This window comes from Streptomyces tremellae (genome assembly GCF_039540215.1).
Taxonomy (GTDB): Bacteria; Actinomycetota; Actinomycetes; order Streptomycetales; family Streptomycetaceae; genus Streptomyces; species Streptomyces tremellae.
On record NZ_BAABEP010000043.1, the window covers coordinates 1 to 13,693 of the forward strand.

The 13,693-nt window shown below is 75.5% G+C and carries 13 protein-coding genes; 8 read left to right on the forward strand and 5 right to left on the reverse strand.

Going from position 1 to position 13,693, the window contains the following annotated elements:
* Positions 1–1,134 (forward strand): aminotransferase-like domain-containing protein (locus ABEA77_RS24320; RefSeq protein ID WP_345651490.1); only part of this gene is annotated, 1,134 nt, incomplete at its 5' end.
* A gap of 35 nt (positions 1,135–1,169) precedes the next feature.
* Here the strand turns inward: ABEA77_RS24320 and ABEA77_RS24325 are convergent.
* Positions 1,170–1,712 (reverse strand): helix-turn-helix transcriptional regulator, encoded by a 543-nt coding sequence (locus tag ABEA77_RS24325; RefSeq protein WP_345651492.1) that lies wholly within the window; start codon positions 1,710–1,712, stop codon positions 1,170–1,172.
* Positions 1,713–1,798: 86 nt separating this feature from the next.
* Between ABEA77_RS24325 and ABEA77_RS24330 the strand changes: the two genes are divergently transcribed.
* Positions 1,799–2,347 (forward strand): MFS transporter, encoded by a 549-nt coding sequence (locus tag ABEA77_RS24330; RefSeq protein ID WP_345651495.1) that lies wholly within the window; start codon positions 1,799–1,801, stop codon positions 2,345–2,347.
* Between the two features lie 83 nt (positions 2,348–2,430).
* Here ABEA77_RS24330 and rocD read toward each other — a convergent pair whose 3' ends face one another.
* Positions 2,431–3,648 (reverse strand): ornithine--oxo-acid transaminase, encoded by a 1,218-nt coding sequence (rocD, locus tag ABEA77_RS24335; protein WP_345651498.1) that lies wholly within the window; start codon positions 3,646–3,648, stop codon positions 2,431–2,433.
* 280 nt (positions 3,649–3,928) lie between these two features.
* Here rocD and ABEA77_RS24340 point away from each other — a divergent pair, with 280 nt between their 5' ends.
* The 4 genes from ABEA77_RS24340 (at position 3,929) to ABEA77_RS24355 (ending at position 8,419) form a co-directional block, all read left to right on the forward strand.
* Positions 3,929–5,227, forward strand: a complete 1,299-nt coding sequence (locus ABEA77_RS24340) for a serine hydroxymethyltransferase (protein WP_345651501.1) — start codon at positions 3,929–3,931, stop codon at positions 5,225–5,227.
* 81 nt (positions 5,228–5,308) lie between these two features.
* A complete protein-coding gene (trpS, locus tag ABEA77_RS24345; protein ID WP_345651504.1) occupies positions 5,309–6,322 on the forward strand; it encodes a tryptophan--tRNA ligase in 1,014 nt (337 codons plus the stop codon).
* A 226-nt stretch (positions 6,323–6,548) separates the two neighbouring features.
* A complete protein-coding gene (locus ABEA77_RS24350; RefSeq protein ID WP_345651507.1) occupies positions 6,549–7,136 on the forward strand; it encodes a 2'-5' RNA ligase family protein in 588 nt (195 codons plus the stop codon).
* A gap of 62 nt (positions 7,137–7,198) precedes the next feature.
* Positions 7,199–8,419 carry a GDSL-type esterase/lipase family protein gene (locus ABEA77_RS24355; protein ID WP_345651510.1) on the forward strand — a complete coding sequence of 407 codons (1,221 nt, stop codon included), beginning with the start codon at positions 7,199–7,201 and terminating at the stop codon, positions 8,417–8,419.
* 24 nt (positions 8,420–8,443) lie between these two features.
* Here the strand turns inward: ABEA77_RS24355 and dprE2 are convergent, their stop codons facing one another.
* Positions 8,444–9,220 carry a decaprenylphospho-beta-D-erythro-pentofuranosid-2-ulose 2-reductase gene (gene dprE2 / locus ABEA77_RS24360; RefSeq protein ID WP_345651513.1) on the reverse strand — a complete coding sequence of 259 codons (777 nt, stop codon included), beginning with the start codon at positions 9,218–9,220 and terminating at the stop codon, positions 8,444–8,446.
* A 47-nt stretch (positions 9,221–9,267) separates the two neighbouring features.
* Positions 9,268–10,737 carry an FAD-binding oxidoreductase gene (locus ABEA77_RS24365; RefSeq protein WP_345651516.1) on the reverse strand — a complete coding sequence of 490 codons (1,470 nt, stop codon included), beginning with the start codon at positions 10,735–10,737 and terminating at the stop codon, positions 9,268–9,270.
* Positions 10,738–10,876: 139 nt separating this feature from the next.
* On the opposite strand from ABEA77_RS24365, the gene ABEA77_RS24370 reads away from it, so the two are divergent.
* Positions 10,877–11,860, forward strand: a complete 984-nt coding sequence (locus ABEA77_RS24370; RefSeq protein ID WP_345651518.1) for a YihY/virulence factor BrkB family protein — start codon at positions 10,877–10,879, stop codon at positions 11,858–11,860.
* A gap of 107 nt (positions 11,861–11,967) precedes the next feature.
* Here ABEA77_RS24370 and ABEA77_RS24375 read toward each other — a convergent pair whose 3' ends face one another.
* Positions 11,968–13,200, reverse strand: coding sequence for a D-alanyl-D-alanine carboxypeptidase family protein (locus ABEA77_RS24375; protein WP_345651520.1), 1,233 nt, complete (start codon positions 13,198–13,200; stop codon positions 11,968–11,970).
* 109 nt (positions 13,201–13,309) lie between these two features.
* Here ABEA77_RS24375 and ABEA77_RS24380 point away from each other — a divergent pair, with 109 nt between their 5' ends.
* The gene (locus ABEA77_RS24380; protein WP_345651521.1) at positions 13,310–13,567 is read left to right on the forward strand and encodes an SCO4848 family membrane protein; all 258 of its coding nucleotides are present in this window, start codon (positions 13,310–13,312) and stop codon (positions 13,565–13,567) included.
* Positions 13,568–13,693: the final 126 nt, after the last annotated feature.

The window sequence follows — 13,693 nt, forward strand, 5'->3', positions numbered from 1 at the left end:
GGCCCCGCCGCGCCCGCGCCGCCCGGTCCGTCGCGCGGCGCGGGCGCCCGCTTCGACCTGCTGCCCGGCAGCCCCACCCTGGCCCACTTCCCCCGCGCCCGGTGGCTGGCCGCCGCCCGGCGCGCTCTGACGAACGCGCCGTACGAGGCGTTCGGCTACGGCGACCCGCGTGGCCGGCCCGAGCTGCGCGCCGCGCTCGCCGGCTATCTGGCGCGCGCCCGTGGCGTGCGCGCCGACCCCGAGCGGATCGTGGTGTGCGCGGGCTTCGTCCACGGGCTGCGGCTGCTCGGGGCCGTACTGGGCGCGCGGGGAGCCGGTACGGTCGCCGTCGAGCCGTTCGGGGTGCCGCAGTACCGCGCGCTGCTGACCGGCGCGGGTCTGCGGGCGCCAGCGCTGCCCGCCGACGCGCGCGGCACCCGCACCGACGCGCTCGGCGCCGCCGACGCGGTCCTCCTCACGCCCGCGCACCAGTTCCCCACCGGCACGGCGCTGCCGCCCGAGCGGCGCGCCGCCGCGGTCGACTGGGCGCGCGCCACCGGCGGACTCGTCGTCGAGGACGACTACGACGGCGAGTTCCGCTACGACCGCCGGCCGGTCGGCGCCCTCCAGAGCCTCGACCCCGAACGGGTCGTGTACTGCGGCACCGCGAGCAAGTCCCTCGCGCCCGGGCTGCGCGTCGGCTGGCTCGTGCTGCCGCGCGCCGTGGTCGCGGACACGGTGGCCGCGAAGGGCCACACCGACTGGGCGCCCGGCGCGCTCGACCAGCTCACGCTCGCCGAGTTCCTCACGTCCGGGGGGTACGACCGGCATGTGCGCGCGATGCGGCTGCGCTACCTGCGCCGCCGCGACCAGCTCGTCGCCGCGGTCGCGGAGCGCGCCCCGGCCGTCCGGGTCACCGGCATCGCGGCCGGGCTGCACGCCGTGCTCGAACTGCCGTACGGCACCGAGGAGTCGGTGGTCTCGGCCGCCGCGGCGCAGGGCCTCGCCGTGGCAGGCCTGCGCACGTTCGTCCACGAGGAGGCCCGCGACCGGCCCGGGATCCGCGACCGCGACGCACTGGTCGTCGGCTACGCCACCCCGCCGGACAGCGCGTGGCAGCCCGCACTCGACGCCCTCTGCCGCGTCCTGCCCTGAGGCCGCGCCCCCGGGAAGATCGGCGGGCAGCCCCGTCAGCCGCTCCCGGTGCCCTCCGGCTCGGCGGCCGAAGCCGCGGCGCGGTAGGCGCCCGGCGTCTGCCCCATCGTGCGGCCGAACGTGTCGACGAACGCGCTGGTCGTCGCCCAGCCGCAGGCGCGCCCCGCCTGCGTGACGGTGGTGCCGTCGGCCAGCCGCAGCATGGCGTGGAAGACCCGTACCCGGGTGCGCCACTGCGGGTACGTCGTGCCGAACTCGGTGCGGAAGAGGCGCGCGAGGGGCCGCTCGCCCGCCCCGACCCGCCGCGCGAGCCAGGCCGCGGTCCGCGGGCGGCTCAGGTCCTCGGTGACGAGCCGGCACGCCTCGGCGAGCCGCGGGTCCTGCGCCGCGGGCAGCGTCAGCGGCCGTACGCGTGCGCGGCGCAGCCGGTCCTCGACCACGGCGCGCAGCCGGCGGGCCTCGCCCGCCGGCAGGTCGGGCTCCGTGCAGACCAGGAGCAGCTCGCGGAGCAGCCCGTCGACGGCCACGACGGTCGGCGCTTCGACCGGCAGGGGCGCGTCCCCCGGCGGGAACCCCATGGTGTGCACGCGGCTGTGCCCATAGACGCGGTGCTCGTGCCAGAGGCCCGCAGGCGTCCGCGCTGTGCAGCGGCTGGATCGGGCGGGTGCGCCGCCAGGGCGCCGTGCTCGCCTGCGCGGTGGTCGCGTGGGCCGTCGCGATCGCGCTCGCGGGCCTCGCCGGGTCCCTCTGGCTCGCGGTACTCCTGCTGGCGCTCGCCGGGGCCGCCGACCTGGTCAGCGCCGTCTACCGGCAGACCATCCTCCAGACCTACGCGTCCGACGGCATGCGCGGGCGCATGCAGGGCGTCTACACGGTGGTCGTGGCCGGCGGCCCGCGCCTCGGCGACCTGCGCGCCGGAGGCATGGCGGCCACCACCTCGCTCGGCGTCGCCTGGTCGGGCAGCGCCCTGCTGTGCGCCGTCCTGGTCGCCGCAGCCGCCGTCGCCGTCCGCCCCTTCTGGCACTACCGGCCCCCGACGGAACCTGTCCCGTACCCGGCCGCGACCGCCACGCCCCCGGCCGCCCCCGCCGGGTCCGCGACGGCCTCCACCGCGCCGCCGTACGAGGCCGCCCCGCCGCCGGGTGCCCCCGATGCGCCGCCCTGCGCGGCTCCCGCGTCGCCGCACGACGCCGCCGCGGGACAGGTGGAGTAGGCGACCACCGTGCGGCGCGCGGACAGCCAGGGGCCCGCCTCGCCCCGCCGCCCCGCGGCGCATGGGGGCCACGCCAGGCGCCCTCAGCCCGCGAGCACCTCGCGCAGCCGGCCGAGCCCCCAGTCCAGGTCCTCTTTCGAGATGACCAGGGGCGGGGCGAGGCGGATCGTCGAGCCGTGGGTGTCCTTCACCAGGACGCCGCGCTCCATCAGGCGCTCCGAGATCTCCCGTCCGGTGCCGAGGGCCGGGTCGATGTCGACGCCCGCCCACAGGCCGCGCCCGCGCACCGCGCGCACCGCGCCGCCGCCCGCCAGGGCGCCGAGCTCGCGGTGGAGGTGCGCGCCGAGCTCGGCCGCGTACCCCTGGAACTCGCCCGTGCGCAGCATCGCGAGGACCTCAAGGGCGACCGCGCACGCCAGCGGGTTCCCGCCGAACGTCGAGCCGTGCTCGCCCGGCCGGTACACGCCGAGGACCTCGGCGGAGGAGACCACAGCCGACACCGGGACCACGCCGCCGCCGAGCGCCTTGCCCAGTACGTACATGTCCGGGACGACGCCCTCGTGCTCGCAGGCGAACGTGCGGCCCGTGCGGCCGAGCCCCGACTGGATCTCGTCCGCCACGAACAGCACGTTCCGCTCCCGCGTCACCTCGCGGGCCGCCGCCAGATAGCCGGGCGGCGGCACCAGGACGCCCGCCTCGCCCTGGATCGGTTCGAGCAGCACCGCCACCGTGTGCTCGCCCACCGCCGCTTCGAGAGCCGCCGCGTCCCCGTACGGCACGACGTCGAAGCCCGGCGTGTACGGGCCGAAGTCGGCGCGTGCCTCCTCGTCCGTGGAGAAGCTGACGATCGTCGTCGTCCTGCCGTGGAAGTTGCCCGCCGCGACGACGACGCGCGCCTCGCCCTCCGGCACGCCCTTGACCCGGTAGCCCCACTTGCGCGCCGTCTTCACCGCCGTCTCGACGGCCTCCGCGCCCGTGTTCATCGGCAGCACCATCTCCATGCCGCACAGTGCGGCGAGCTGCTCGCAGAACGCGGCGAACCTGTCGTGGTGGAAGGCGCGCGAGGTCAGCGTGACCCGGTCGAGCTGGGCCTTGGCCGCGTCGATCAGCCGGCGGTTGCGGTGGCCGAAGTTGAGCGCCGAGTACCCGGCGAGCAGATCGAGGTAGCGGCGCCCCTCGACATCCGTCATCCACGCGCCCTCCGCGGACGCCACGACCACGGGCAGCGGGTGGTAGTTGTGCGCGCCGTGCGCCTCGGCCGAGGCGACGGCCGCTTCCGTGCGGACGGGGACAGTGGGCACAGGCTCCTCCGATCGTTCGGTGCGGCAGCGCTCCTGCGCCGGTTTCTACCGTGTTCCTGCCCTCCCGGCCGGAAAATCCATCCTCCGCGCCGACGGCGATCCGCTCCGGCGCCCCGCCCCGCTAGGGTGGGTCGCGCAGGGTGACTGGCGTACGCGGAAACGACCGCGGGGGAGCCCTGCGGGAAGCAGCCGTGCGGACGCGCACGTCCGCACCGAGGTGTCGCCCCGCCTGGGCACCGGGACCCGACCGCTGACACGGACCGTCCCGGAGGACACCGCCATGGCCAGGACAGCACCCGCACCCGCCGCCCCGACATCAAAGCGCCGCCCCGCGCTCACCGCGGCCGACCCCGAGATCGCCGCGCTCGTCACCGCGGAGGAGCGCCTCCAGGCCGAGACGCTCCGCCTGATCCCCAGCGAGAACTACGTGTCGCAGGCCGTGCTCGACGCCTCGGGCACCGTCCTGCAGAACAAGTACAGCGAGGGCTACCCCGGCCGCCGCTACTACGAGGGCCAGCAGGTCATCGACCAGGTCGAGACGCTCGCCGTGGACCGCGCCAAGGCGTTGTTCGGCGTCGAGCACGCCAATGTGCAGCCGTACTCGGGCTCGCCGGCGAACCTCGCCGTCTACCTCGCCTTCGCCGAGCCCGGCGACACCGTCATGGGCATGGCGCTGCCGATGGGCGGGCACCTCACGCACGGCTGGGGCGTCTCCGCCACCGGCCGCTGGTTCCGGGGCGTGCAGTACGGCGTACGGCACGACACCGGCCGCCTCGACCTCGACGAGGTGCGCGACCTGGCGCGCGAGGAGCGCCCCAAGGTGATCTTCTGCGGTGGCACGGCCGTGCCCCGCACCATCGACTTCGCCGCGTTCGGCGAGATCGCCCGGGAGGTCGGCGCGGTCCTCGTCGCCGACATCGCCCATATCGCGGGCCTGGTCGCGGGCGGCGCCCACCCCTCGCCCGTACCCCACGCCGACGTCGTCTCCACCACCACGCACAAGACGCTCCGCGGCCCGCGCGGCGCGATGCTGATGGCGCGCGCCGAGCACGCCAGGGCCCTCGACAAGGCGGTCTTCCCCGGCCTCCAGGGCGGCCCGCACAACCAGACCACCGCCGCCGTCGCCGTGGCGCTGCGGGAGGCGTCACAACCGTCGTTCCGCACGTACGCGCACGAGGTCGTCGCCAACGCGCGCGCCCTCGCCGACGAGCTGCTCGCCCGCGGCTTCGACCTCGTCTCGGGCGGCACCGACAACCACCTGATCCTGATGGACCTCACCCCGAAGGGCGTGCCGGGGAAGGCGGCGGCGAAGGCGCTCGACAGGGCGGGGCTCGTCGTCAACTACAACGCCGTCCCCTACGACCCCCGCAAGCCCTTCGACCCCTCCGGCATCAGGATCGGCACACCCTCGCTGACCAGCAGGGGCCTGACCACCGCGCACATGCCGACCGTGGCCGACTGGCTCGACCGGGGCGTCGCCGCGGCCCGCACGGGCGACGAGGCCGCGCTCGCCGCGCTGCGCGCCGAGGTCGCCGAGCTGATGGCGGCCCACCCGGCGCCCGGCCTGCCCCTCGGCTGACGACCCGGCGGCGCCCCGGGCGCAGCGCGTCTCACGGGCCGTACGGCACGGCCCGTGAGACGCACCTGAGACAATGGCGGCATGCCTTCAGACCGTCCCCGAGCCCTCTCCGGCATCCAGCCCACGGCGGGCTCCTTCCACCTCGGCAACTACCTCGGCGCAGTCCGCCAGTACGTCGCCCTCCAGGAGACCCACGACGCCTTCTACATGGTCGTCGACCTGCACGCCATCACGGTCCCGCAGGACCCCGCCGACCTGCGGGCCAACACCCGCCTCGCGGTCGCCCAGCTGCTCGCCGCCGGGCTCGACCCGCAGCGCTGCACGCTGTTCGTGCAGAGCCACGTCCCCGAGCACGCGCAGCTCGGCTGGGTGATGAACTGCATCACGGGCTTCGGCGAGGCGTCCCGGATGACGCAGTTCAAGGACAAGTCGGCCAAGCAGGGCGCCGACCGCACCACCGTCGGCCTCTTCACGTACCCGGTCCTCCAGGTCGCCGACATCCTGCTGTACCAGGCGGACGCGGTGCCCGTCGGCGAGGACCAGCGGCAGCACATCGAGCTGACCCGCGACCTCGCCGAGCGGTTCAACGGCCGCTTCGGGCACACCTTCACGGTCCCCTCGCCGCACATCGTCAAGGAGACCGCGAAGATCTACGACCTCCAGGACCCGACCGTCAAGATGAGCAAGTCGGCGTCCACGCCCAAGGGCCTGGTCAACCTGCTCGACGAGCCGAAGGTCACCGCGAAGAAGGTGCGCAGCGCCGTCACCGACACCGGCTCTGAGATCGTCTTCGACCCCGCGGGCAAGCCGGGTGTGAGCAATCTCCTGACCATCTTCGCCACCCTGACCGGCACCCCGGTCGCCGACCTGGAGAACCGCTACGCGGGCAAGGGCTACGGGGCGCTCAAGACCGACCTGGCCGACGTGATGGTCGACTTCGTCACACCCTTCAAGGAGCGCACACAGGCCTATCTGGAGGACCCGGAGACCCTGGACTCGGTGCTCGCGGCGGGCGCGGAGAAGGCCCGTGCCGTCGCCGCCGAGACCCTGGCGGCCGCCTACGACCGCATCGGCTTCCTCCCCGCCAAGCACTGAGCGGCCTCCGGCGGGGGCCTGGGCCACTTGGCCGCAGGGGCCCCGCCGGGACTGCGCCGCACGGGCGCAGCGCGGCCGGGCGCCGGCCCGGCCCGCGCCCGCCGTGCGCGGAAACGGCCGGCGATCACGGACACTGGTCAGGGACCCCGTGCCGGGGCCACACTGGCGTGCGTCCGGGACGTCGGCCGACAAGTCCGGACGAAAAGTCGAAAGTGAGGAGATCGATGTGGGGACCGTAACGCTCGGCGTTTCGATCGCGGTCCCGGAGCCGTACGGCAGCCTGCTCCAGCGGCAGCGCGCGAGCTTCGGGGATCCGGCCGCACACGGCATCCCCACCCACGTCACCCTCCTGCCGCCCACCCGGGCAGACGCCGAGGCGCTGCCCGTGGTGGAGGCGCACCTCGCCGCCGTCGCGAGCGCCGCCCGCGCCTTCCCGATGCGGCTGTCGGGCACCGGCACCTTCCGGCCCCTCTCGCCGGTCGTCTACGTACAGGTCGTCGAGGGCGGCGCCGCCTGCACATGGCTCCAGAAGCGGGTACGGGACACCTCGGGCCCCCTCGTGCGCGAGCTCCAGTTCCCCTACCACCCGCACGTCACCGTCGCCCACGGCATCGCCGAGGAGGCGATGGACCGGGCCTACGAGGAGCTCGCGGACTTCGAGGCGTCCTGGGCCTGCACGTCCTTCGCGCTCTACGAGCAGGGCGAGGACGAGGTGTGGCGCAAGCTGCGCGAGTACGCCTTCGGCGGCAGCGAGACCCACGGCGTGCCGACCCAGGGCGGCGCCCCCCACCACCGGGCGCCCGTACGGCGCTGACCCGGCGCCGCCCCGCGGCAAACGGGTGTGCGGACGCGGCGCAGGCTTGGCAGGCTGCGCCCATGGACCAACCGCACACCCCACCGCGCACCCCTGCCGCCGGCCCGGACGGCGACCGGACCGCCACCCCGGTCACCGCGGCCCTGCTGCGCGGCGCGCTCGACCTCGAACAGACGGAGCACGGCCTGCTGCCGCACCGCCTGCCCGCACGGGCGCGCGCCCAGAACACCGACGGGCAGCTCGCCATGGCCGAGTCCCAGCCCTCCGGCGTACGGCTCGCCCTGCGCACCCGCGCCACCGCCGTCGAACTCGACGCGCTGCGCACCAAGGTCGCCTACGAGGGCGTGCCACCGCGCCCCGACGGTGTCTACGAGCTGCTCGTCGACGGCGAGCCCACCGCGCGGGCGAGCGTGACCGGCGGCAACGTCCTGCTGATCGACCTCGCCACGGGCGCCAGGCACACCACCCAGGGGCCGGCCGGCACCGTGCGCTTCGAAGGCCTGCCCGCCCGGGAGAAGGACATCGAGATCTGGCTCCCGCACAACGAGACGACCGAACTCGTCGCCCTGCGCACCGACGCGCCCGTACGCCCCGTGCCGCAGGACGGCCGGCCGGTCTGGCTGCACCACGGCAGCTCCATCAGCCACGGCTCCGACGCGGCGGGCCCCGCGAGCACCTGGCCCGCGCTCGCCGCGCGCCTCGGCGGCGCCGACCTGGTCAACCTGGGCTTCGGCGGGGGCGCCCTGCTCGACCCCTTCACCGCGCGGGCCCTGCGGGACACCCCGGCCGACCTGATCAGCGTGAAGTTCGGCATCAACCTCGTCAACGCCGACCTGATGCGGCTGCGCGCCCTCGGGCCCGCCGTGCACGGCTTCCTCGACACCGTCCGCGAGGGCCGTCCCGCCACACCGCTGCTTGTCGTCTCCGCGCTGTACTGCCCGATCCACGAGGACACCCCGGGCCCGAGCGTCCCGGACTTCACCGGCCTCGCCTCCGGCCGCCTGCGGTTCCGCGCGGGCGGCGACCCCGCGGAGCGCGCCACCGGCAAGCTGACGCTCACCACGATCCGCGAGGAACTGGCCCGCGTCGTACGGGAGCGTGCCGCCGACGACCCGTACCTCGGGTACCTCGACGGCCGCGAACTCTACGGCGAGGCCGACCACGCGGAACTGCCGCTGCCCGACGGGCTCCACCCCGACGCCGAGACCCACCGCCGCATCGGCGAGCGCTTCGCCCGGCTGGCGTTCGGCCCCGGCGGACGGTTCGCGCACCCTGCCGCCTGAGCGGGCGCGGGGGCGCGGAGCGGCTCACTCCGGCTGGGCCGCCCGGTACAGCGGCCCCGGCAGGTGCCGCAGCGCCGCCATCACCAGGCGCAGCCGCCCCGGCACGTACACCGTGCGGGAGCGGCGCCGCAGCCCCAGTTCGACGGCGGTCGCCACCTCCTCAGGCGTGGTGGAGAGCGGGCCGGGGCCGGGCTCGGCCCCGGCCCTGGCCCGCACGGCGGCCGGCCGCACGGTCATGACGTGCACGCCCGTGCCGTCCATCGCCTCCCGCAGGCCCTGGGCGAACGTGTCGAGACCCGCCTTGCTCGACCCGTAGATGAAGTCCGCGCGGCGCGCCCGCTCGCCCGCCACCGACGAGAGCACCACGAGCGCGCCGTGCCCCTGCGTCTGGAGCGCGCCCGCGCACACCAGCGCCGCCGAGACCGCGCCGGTGTAGTTGGTCTGCGCGACCCGCACCGCGTCCGGCGGCGACGCCTCGTCGTGCGCCTGGTCGCCCGCGAGGCCGAAGGCGAGCAGCACCAGGTCGATGTCGCCCTCCGCGAACACCTTGCCCAGTACGTCCTCGTGGGAGGCAGGGTCCAGCGCGTCGAAGGCGACCGTGCGCACCTCAGGGCCGGAGCCCGCGCCCCCGCGCAGCGCCCGCAGTCCGGCCGCCGCCGCGTCGAGCGCCGGGGAGGGGCGGCCCGCGAGCCACACCGTGCGGGCCCTGCGGGCGATCAGCCTGCGGGCGGTCGCCAGGCCGAGCGCCGAGGTGCCGCCGAGCACCAGCACGGACTGCGGGGCGCCGAACGCGTCCTTCATGGGGAACTCCTGACTCGTGAAGAGGGCGGGCTTTCCGGTCGTGGCGGTCAGAGCGCCAGGCGGCGCGCGAGGTCGGAGGTGAGCACGCCCGCGGGGTCGAGCGCGGCGCGCGCCGCCCTGAACTCCGCGACGCGCGGGTACATCTCCGCGAGCAGGTCGGGCCGCAGCCTGGCGTCGTGCGCCAGGCACACCCGCCCGCCCGCGCGCGCCACCTCCTCGTCCAGCTCGTCGAGGAACCGGCCGAGGCCCCGCGCGCTCGCGGGGATGTCGAGCGCGAGGGCCCAGCCGGGCAGGGGGAAGGACAGCAGGCCGCTGCCCTCGGCGCCGAGGCGCTGGAGCGCCGCAGCGGCCACCGGCAGGCCGCGGCGCGCCACCGCGCGGGCGATCCGGTGCAGCGCGTCCTCGTGGCCGCTGCCGACCGCGCACTCGTACCGCACGAAGCCGCTGCGGCCGTACGCGCGATCCAGCCGCGGCGGCGGTGCGAGCGGCCGGGTCAGCGGCCACAGCCGCCGGCTCCTGCGCGGCGGCGCGGCCCGGAAGCGCAGCGCGTTCAGGGCGCGCGCCGCGCCGGTGCCCAGCAGGCCGTCGGGGACCAGCGCGGCGGGCAGCGCGGGCAACCGGGCCGCGTGCACGGCGAGCGCGGGCGGCAGGGATCCGGAGACCAGCCCGGCGCGCGCCCGGTACGGCTCCCTCGCGTGCGGCGGCAGCGCGTCGACCGGGACGTGCAGCGCCCGGGTCAGCACCCCGCGCCCGTGCGCGGGCCCCCGGGCGAGCAGGTCGAGCCACGCCGTGGCCGAGCGGTAGCGGTGGCCGGTCAGGCTCAGCAGGGAGAGCGCGTCGTCGAGGCCCGAGACCCGCTCGGTGTCCACGGCGAGCAGGGCCGTCGACACCCGCCTCAGCCGTACGGTGACCGACAGGATCACCCCCGTCAGGCCGAGGCCGCCCGCCGTCGCGTCGAACAGCGGCGTGCCCGGCACGACCGTGCGCACCGTGCCGTCGGCGGTGAGCAGCAGCAGCGAGACGACGTGCCGGGAGAACGAGCCCGCGCCCTCGTGGTCGCTCCCGTGCAGGTCCACGGCGAGCGCGCCGCCCACGGTCGCCCCGCCGGAGCCCGGCGGCGCGGACACGGCGGGCAGCACGGGCAGTGACCAGCCGAACGGCAGCAGCGCCTGTGCGAGCCGCCGCAGCCGCACCCCCGCGTCGCACACCACGAGCCCCTCCTCGGCGTCGACCGCCCGCACCCGGTCCAGCGCGGTCAGGTCGAGCACGGTGCCGCCCGCGTTGCGCGCTGCGTCGCCGTGCGCGAGCCCGAGGCCGCGCGCCACCGCGCCCCGCCCGTCCGGCGCGGCGCTCGCCCGCAGCGCGGCCGCGGTCTCCTCGTACGAGCGGGGGCGGGTGAGCAGCGCGGTGGTCGGCGCGGTGCGGCCGCGCCCGGTGAGCGACCCGAAGTCGAAGTCCGGCAGTGCGGCGCGTGAGCCGTGTGCGGCGCGGGATGCGTCAGGGGTCTGGGCAGCCATAGGGGCGACGGTATAGCCCATTCGCAACCGTAATGCCCATATTCGTGCGGTAGTCGCGGTACTCGTATAAACAGGTGGATCGCGCGGTGCCGCCGCGTACGCAACCGATGTCTCCGCGATCCGGGGGTAGATCTGCTTCATGGACTGGCTGAAAAAACTCCCCGTCATCGGCCCGTTCGCCGCCCGGTTGATGCGGACACACGCCTGGCGCTCGTACGAGACCCTCGAACGGGTGCACTGGTCGCGGCTGGCCGCGGCCATCACCTTCCTCAGCTTCATCGCCCTGTTCCCCCTGATCACCGTCGCCGCGGCGATCGGCGCCGCGCTGCTCAGCAAGGACCAGCTCGACCACGTCCAGCGGAGCATCTCCGACCAGGTCCCCGGCATCTCCGACCAGCTCAACGTCCACACGCTCGTCGACAACGCGGGCACCGTCGGCCTGGTCGCCGGCGCGCTGCTGCTGTTCACCGGCATCGGCTGGATCGGCAACATGCGCGAGTGCCTGCGCGCGGTCTGGGAGCTCGACGACAAGCCCGAGGGCAATCCCCTCGTGCTCAAGGCCAAGGACGGACTCGTCCTCGTCGGCCTCGGTGTGATCGGGCTCGCCTCGCTCGCCGCCTCGGGGCTCGGCTCCACGGCGCTCGGCTGGACCGCCGAGCGCCTCGGCATCCCCGAGGACGGCCCGACCGGCGTCCTCCTCCAGGGCGGCTCCCTGCTCATCGCCGTCCTCGCGGACTTCCTGCTCCTGCTGTACGTCCTGACGCTGCTGCCGCGCGTGCGGCCGAAGCGGCGCCGCCTCGTCGTCGCCGCCCTCATCGGCGCGGTCGGCTTCGAGGTGCTCAAACTCCTGCTCGGCGGCTACATCAAGGGCGTCGCGGGCAAATCCATGTACGGGGCTTTCGGCACCCCCGTGGCGCTGCTGCTCTGGATCAACTTCACCGCCAAGCTCCTGCTGGTGTGTGCGGCCTGGACCGCCACCCCGAGCAAGGACGAACCCAGCCGCGTCGAGCTCAACCGGCGCGAGGCCGAGGAGCACGAGCGCGCCGAGGCCGAGGAGGAGGCCGCCGCGACCACCGGCACCGCCCGCGCGGGGGGCGGTGCCGGTGGCTCGACCACGGGGTGAGCCGCGCCCAGCCACCCCCGGGGGCCCGCCCGCCGCCCCGGGCGGCGGGCCCCGGGTCCGGGCGGCGCGCCCCGGGTCCGGGGCGGCGCGCCCCGGGGCCGGGCGGCTCAGGCGCCGGGGCGCCGCGGCCAGCGCCGGTTGACGAACCAGCCCCCGACGCCGAGGACGACCAGCACCCCGCCGACGATCGCCAGCGCCGTCGTCCCCACCCCCGACGCGTCGTGCGAGGCCACCGCCTGCGCGGGCCGCCCCGAGGCCGCGCCGGGCGACGGGGCGGCCGAGGCCCCGGCACGCCGGGTGTCCCCGGCCGACCTCGGCGGCACGAGCCTGCCCACGGGTGTCACCTTGCCGTCCGCTGCGAAGCCCCAGTCCAGCAGCGACGACGCCTCCTTGTAGACCGCGTTGAGCTCCTTGGACGACGGGTTCATCACCGTCACGAGGACGACCCGCCCGTTCTTCTCCGCCACGCCCGTGTAGGTGTTGCCCGCGTTGGTGGTGTAGCCGTTCTTCACCCCCGCGAGCCCCGGGTACGGCGTCACGCCGTCCGCACCCGTGAGCAGGCGGTCCGTGTTCTGGATCTGGAACGACCCCCGCTTCGCGCCCTTCTTCTTCGGCTTCGCGCCGGGGAACTGCGCCGACACCGTCGAGCAGTACTGCCGGAAGTCCTTGTTCTGCAGCCCGGAGCGCGCGAACAGGCTCAGGTCGTACGCGCTGGAGACCTGCCCCGGCTCGTCGTAGCCGTCCGGCGTGACGACATGCGTGTCGAGCGCCTGGAGGTCGTCCGCGTGCGCCTGCATCTCCTTCACCGTGTCCGCCACCCCGTGGTTCATCGCGGACAGCACGTGCACCGCGTCGTTGCCCGACCGCAGGAACACCCCGAGCCACAGGTCGCGCACCGAGTACGTCTCGTCCTCCTTGACCCCCACGAGACTGCTGCCCGCACCCATCCCCTGGAGGTCGGCGGGCGCGACCCGGTGCTCCTCGGTGCTCGGGAACTTCGGCAGCAGCGTGTCCGCGAACAGCATCTTCAACGTCGACGCCGGCGGCAGCCGCCAGTGCGCGTTGTGCGCCGCCAGCACGTCCCCCGTCTCCGCGTCCGAGACGATCCACGACCGCGCCGTCAGCTTCTTCGGCAGCGCGGGCACCCCGGCCCCCGCCGTCACCTGGGTCCCGGGCAGCCCGAGGCGCGCCCCGCCGACCTGGGACATGTGCGCGGGCGGACTCGGCGGCTCGGCCTCGTGGGCGCCGTCCCCGGCGGCCGCCCAGGAGGGAGCCGCGGCGAACACGGGCAGCAGGGCGGCGCACACGGCGGCCACCGCGGACTTCTTCACAGCAGACACGACCGAGAACGTACAGGGCACCGCTGTGGGTTTCGACGCCCGAGGTGACGAGAACCACCCGCCCCGCCCCCGGCCCAGGGCCCGGCGCGCGGGCGGTGATACTGGAGCCATGAAGCTCAGCCGCCCGGTGTCCTGGTTCCTGCTCGCCTTCGGTGTCTGGAGCTGGTTCATCTGGATCACTTTCGCGAAAAACCTGTGGCAGGACGGCAGCGGCCTCGCCTTCGACGACGGCCGGCCGACCGCCTACTTCTGGGTCCACCTTCTCCTCGCCGTCGCGTCCTTTCTCCTGGGGACGGCGATCGGCGCCATCGGGTTCCGCGGCCTGCGCGCCCTGCGGGCCGACGCCACCGCGGCGGCGCGCGACTGACACGGGGTCACCCCGGCGAGGTTGTGAAGGAGCTGTGAGCGCCGGTCGCGCGCTGCCGAGGGGCGCGGTCCGCGGGCGCGGAGGCCCGTGTTCGCGGGCCCGTGGCGGGCGCGACGTCACGCCCCG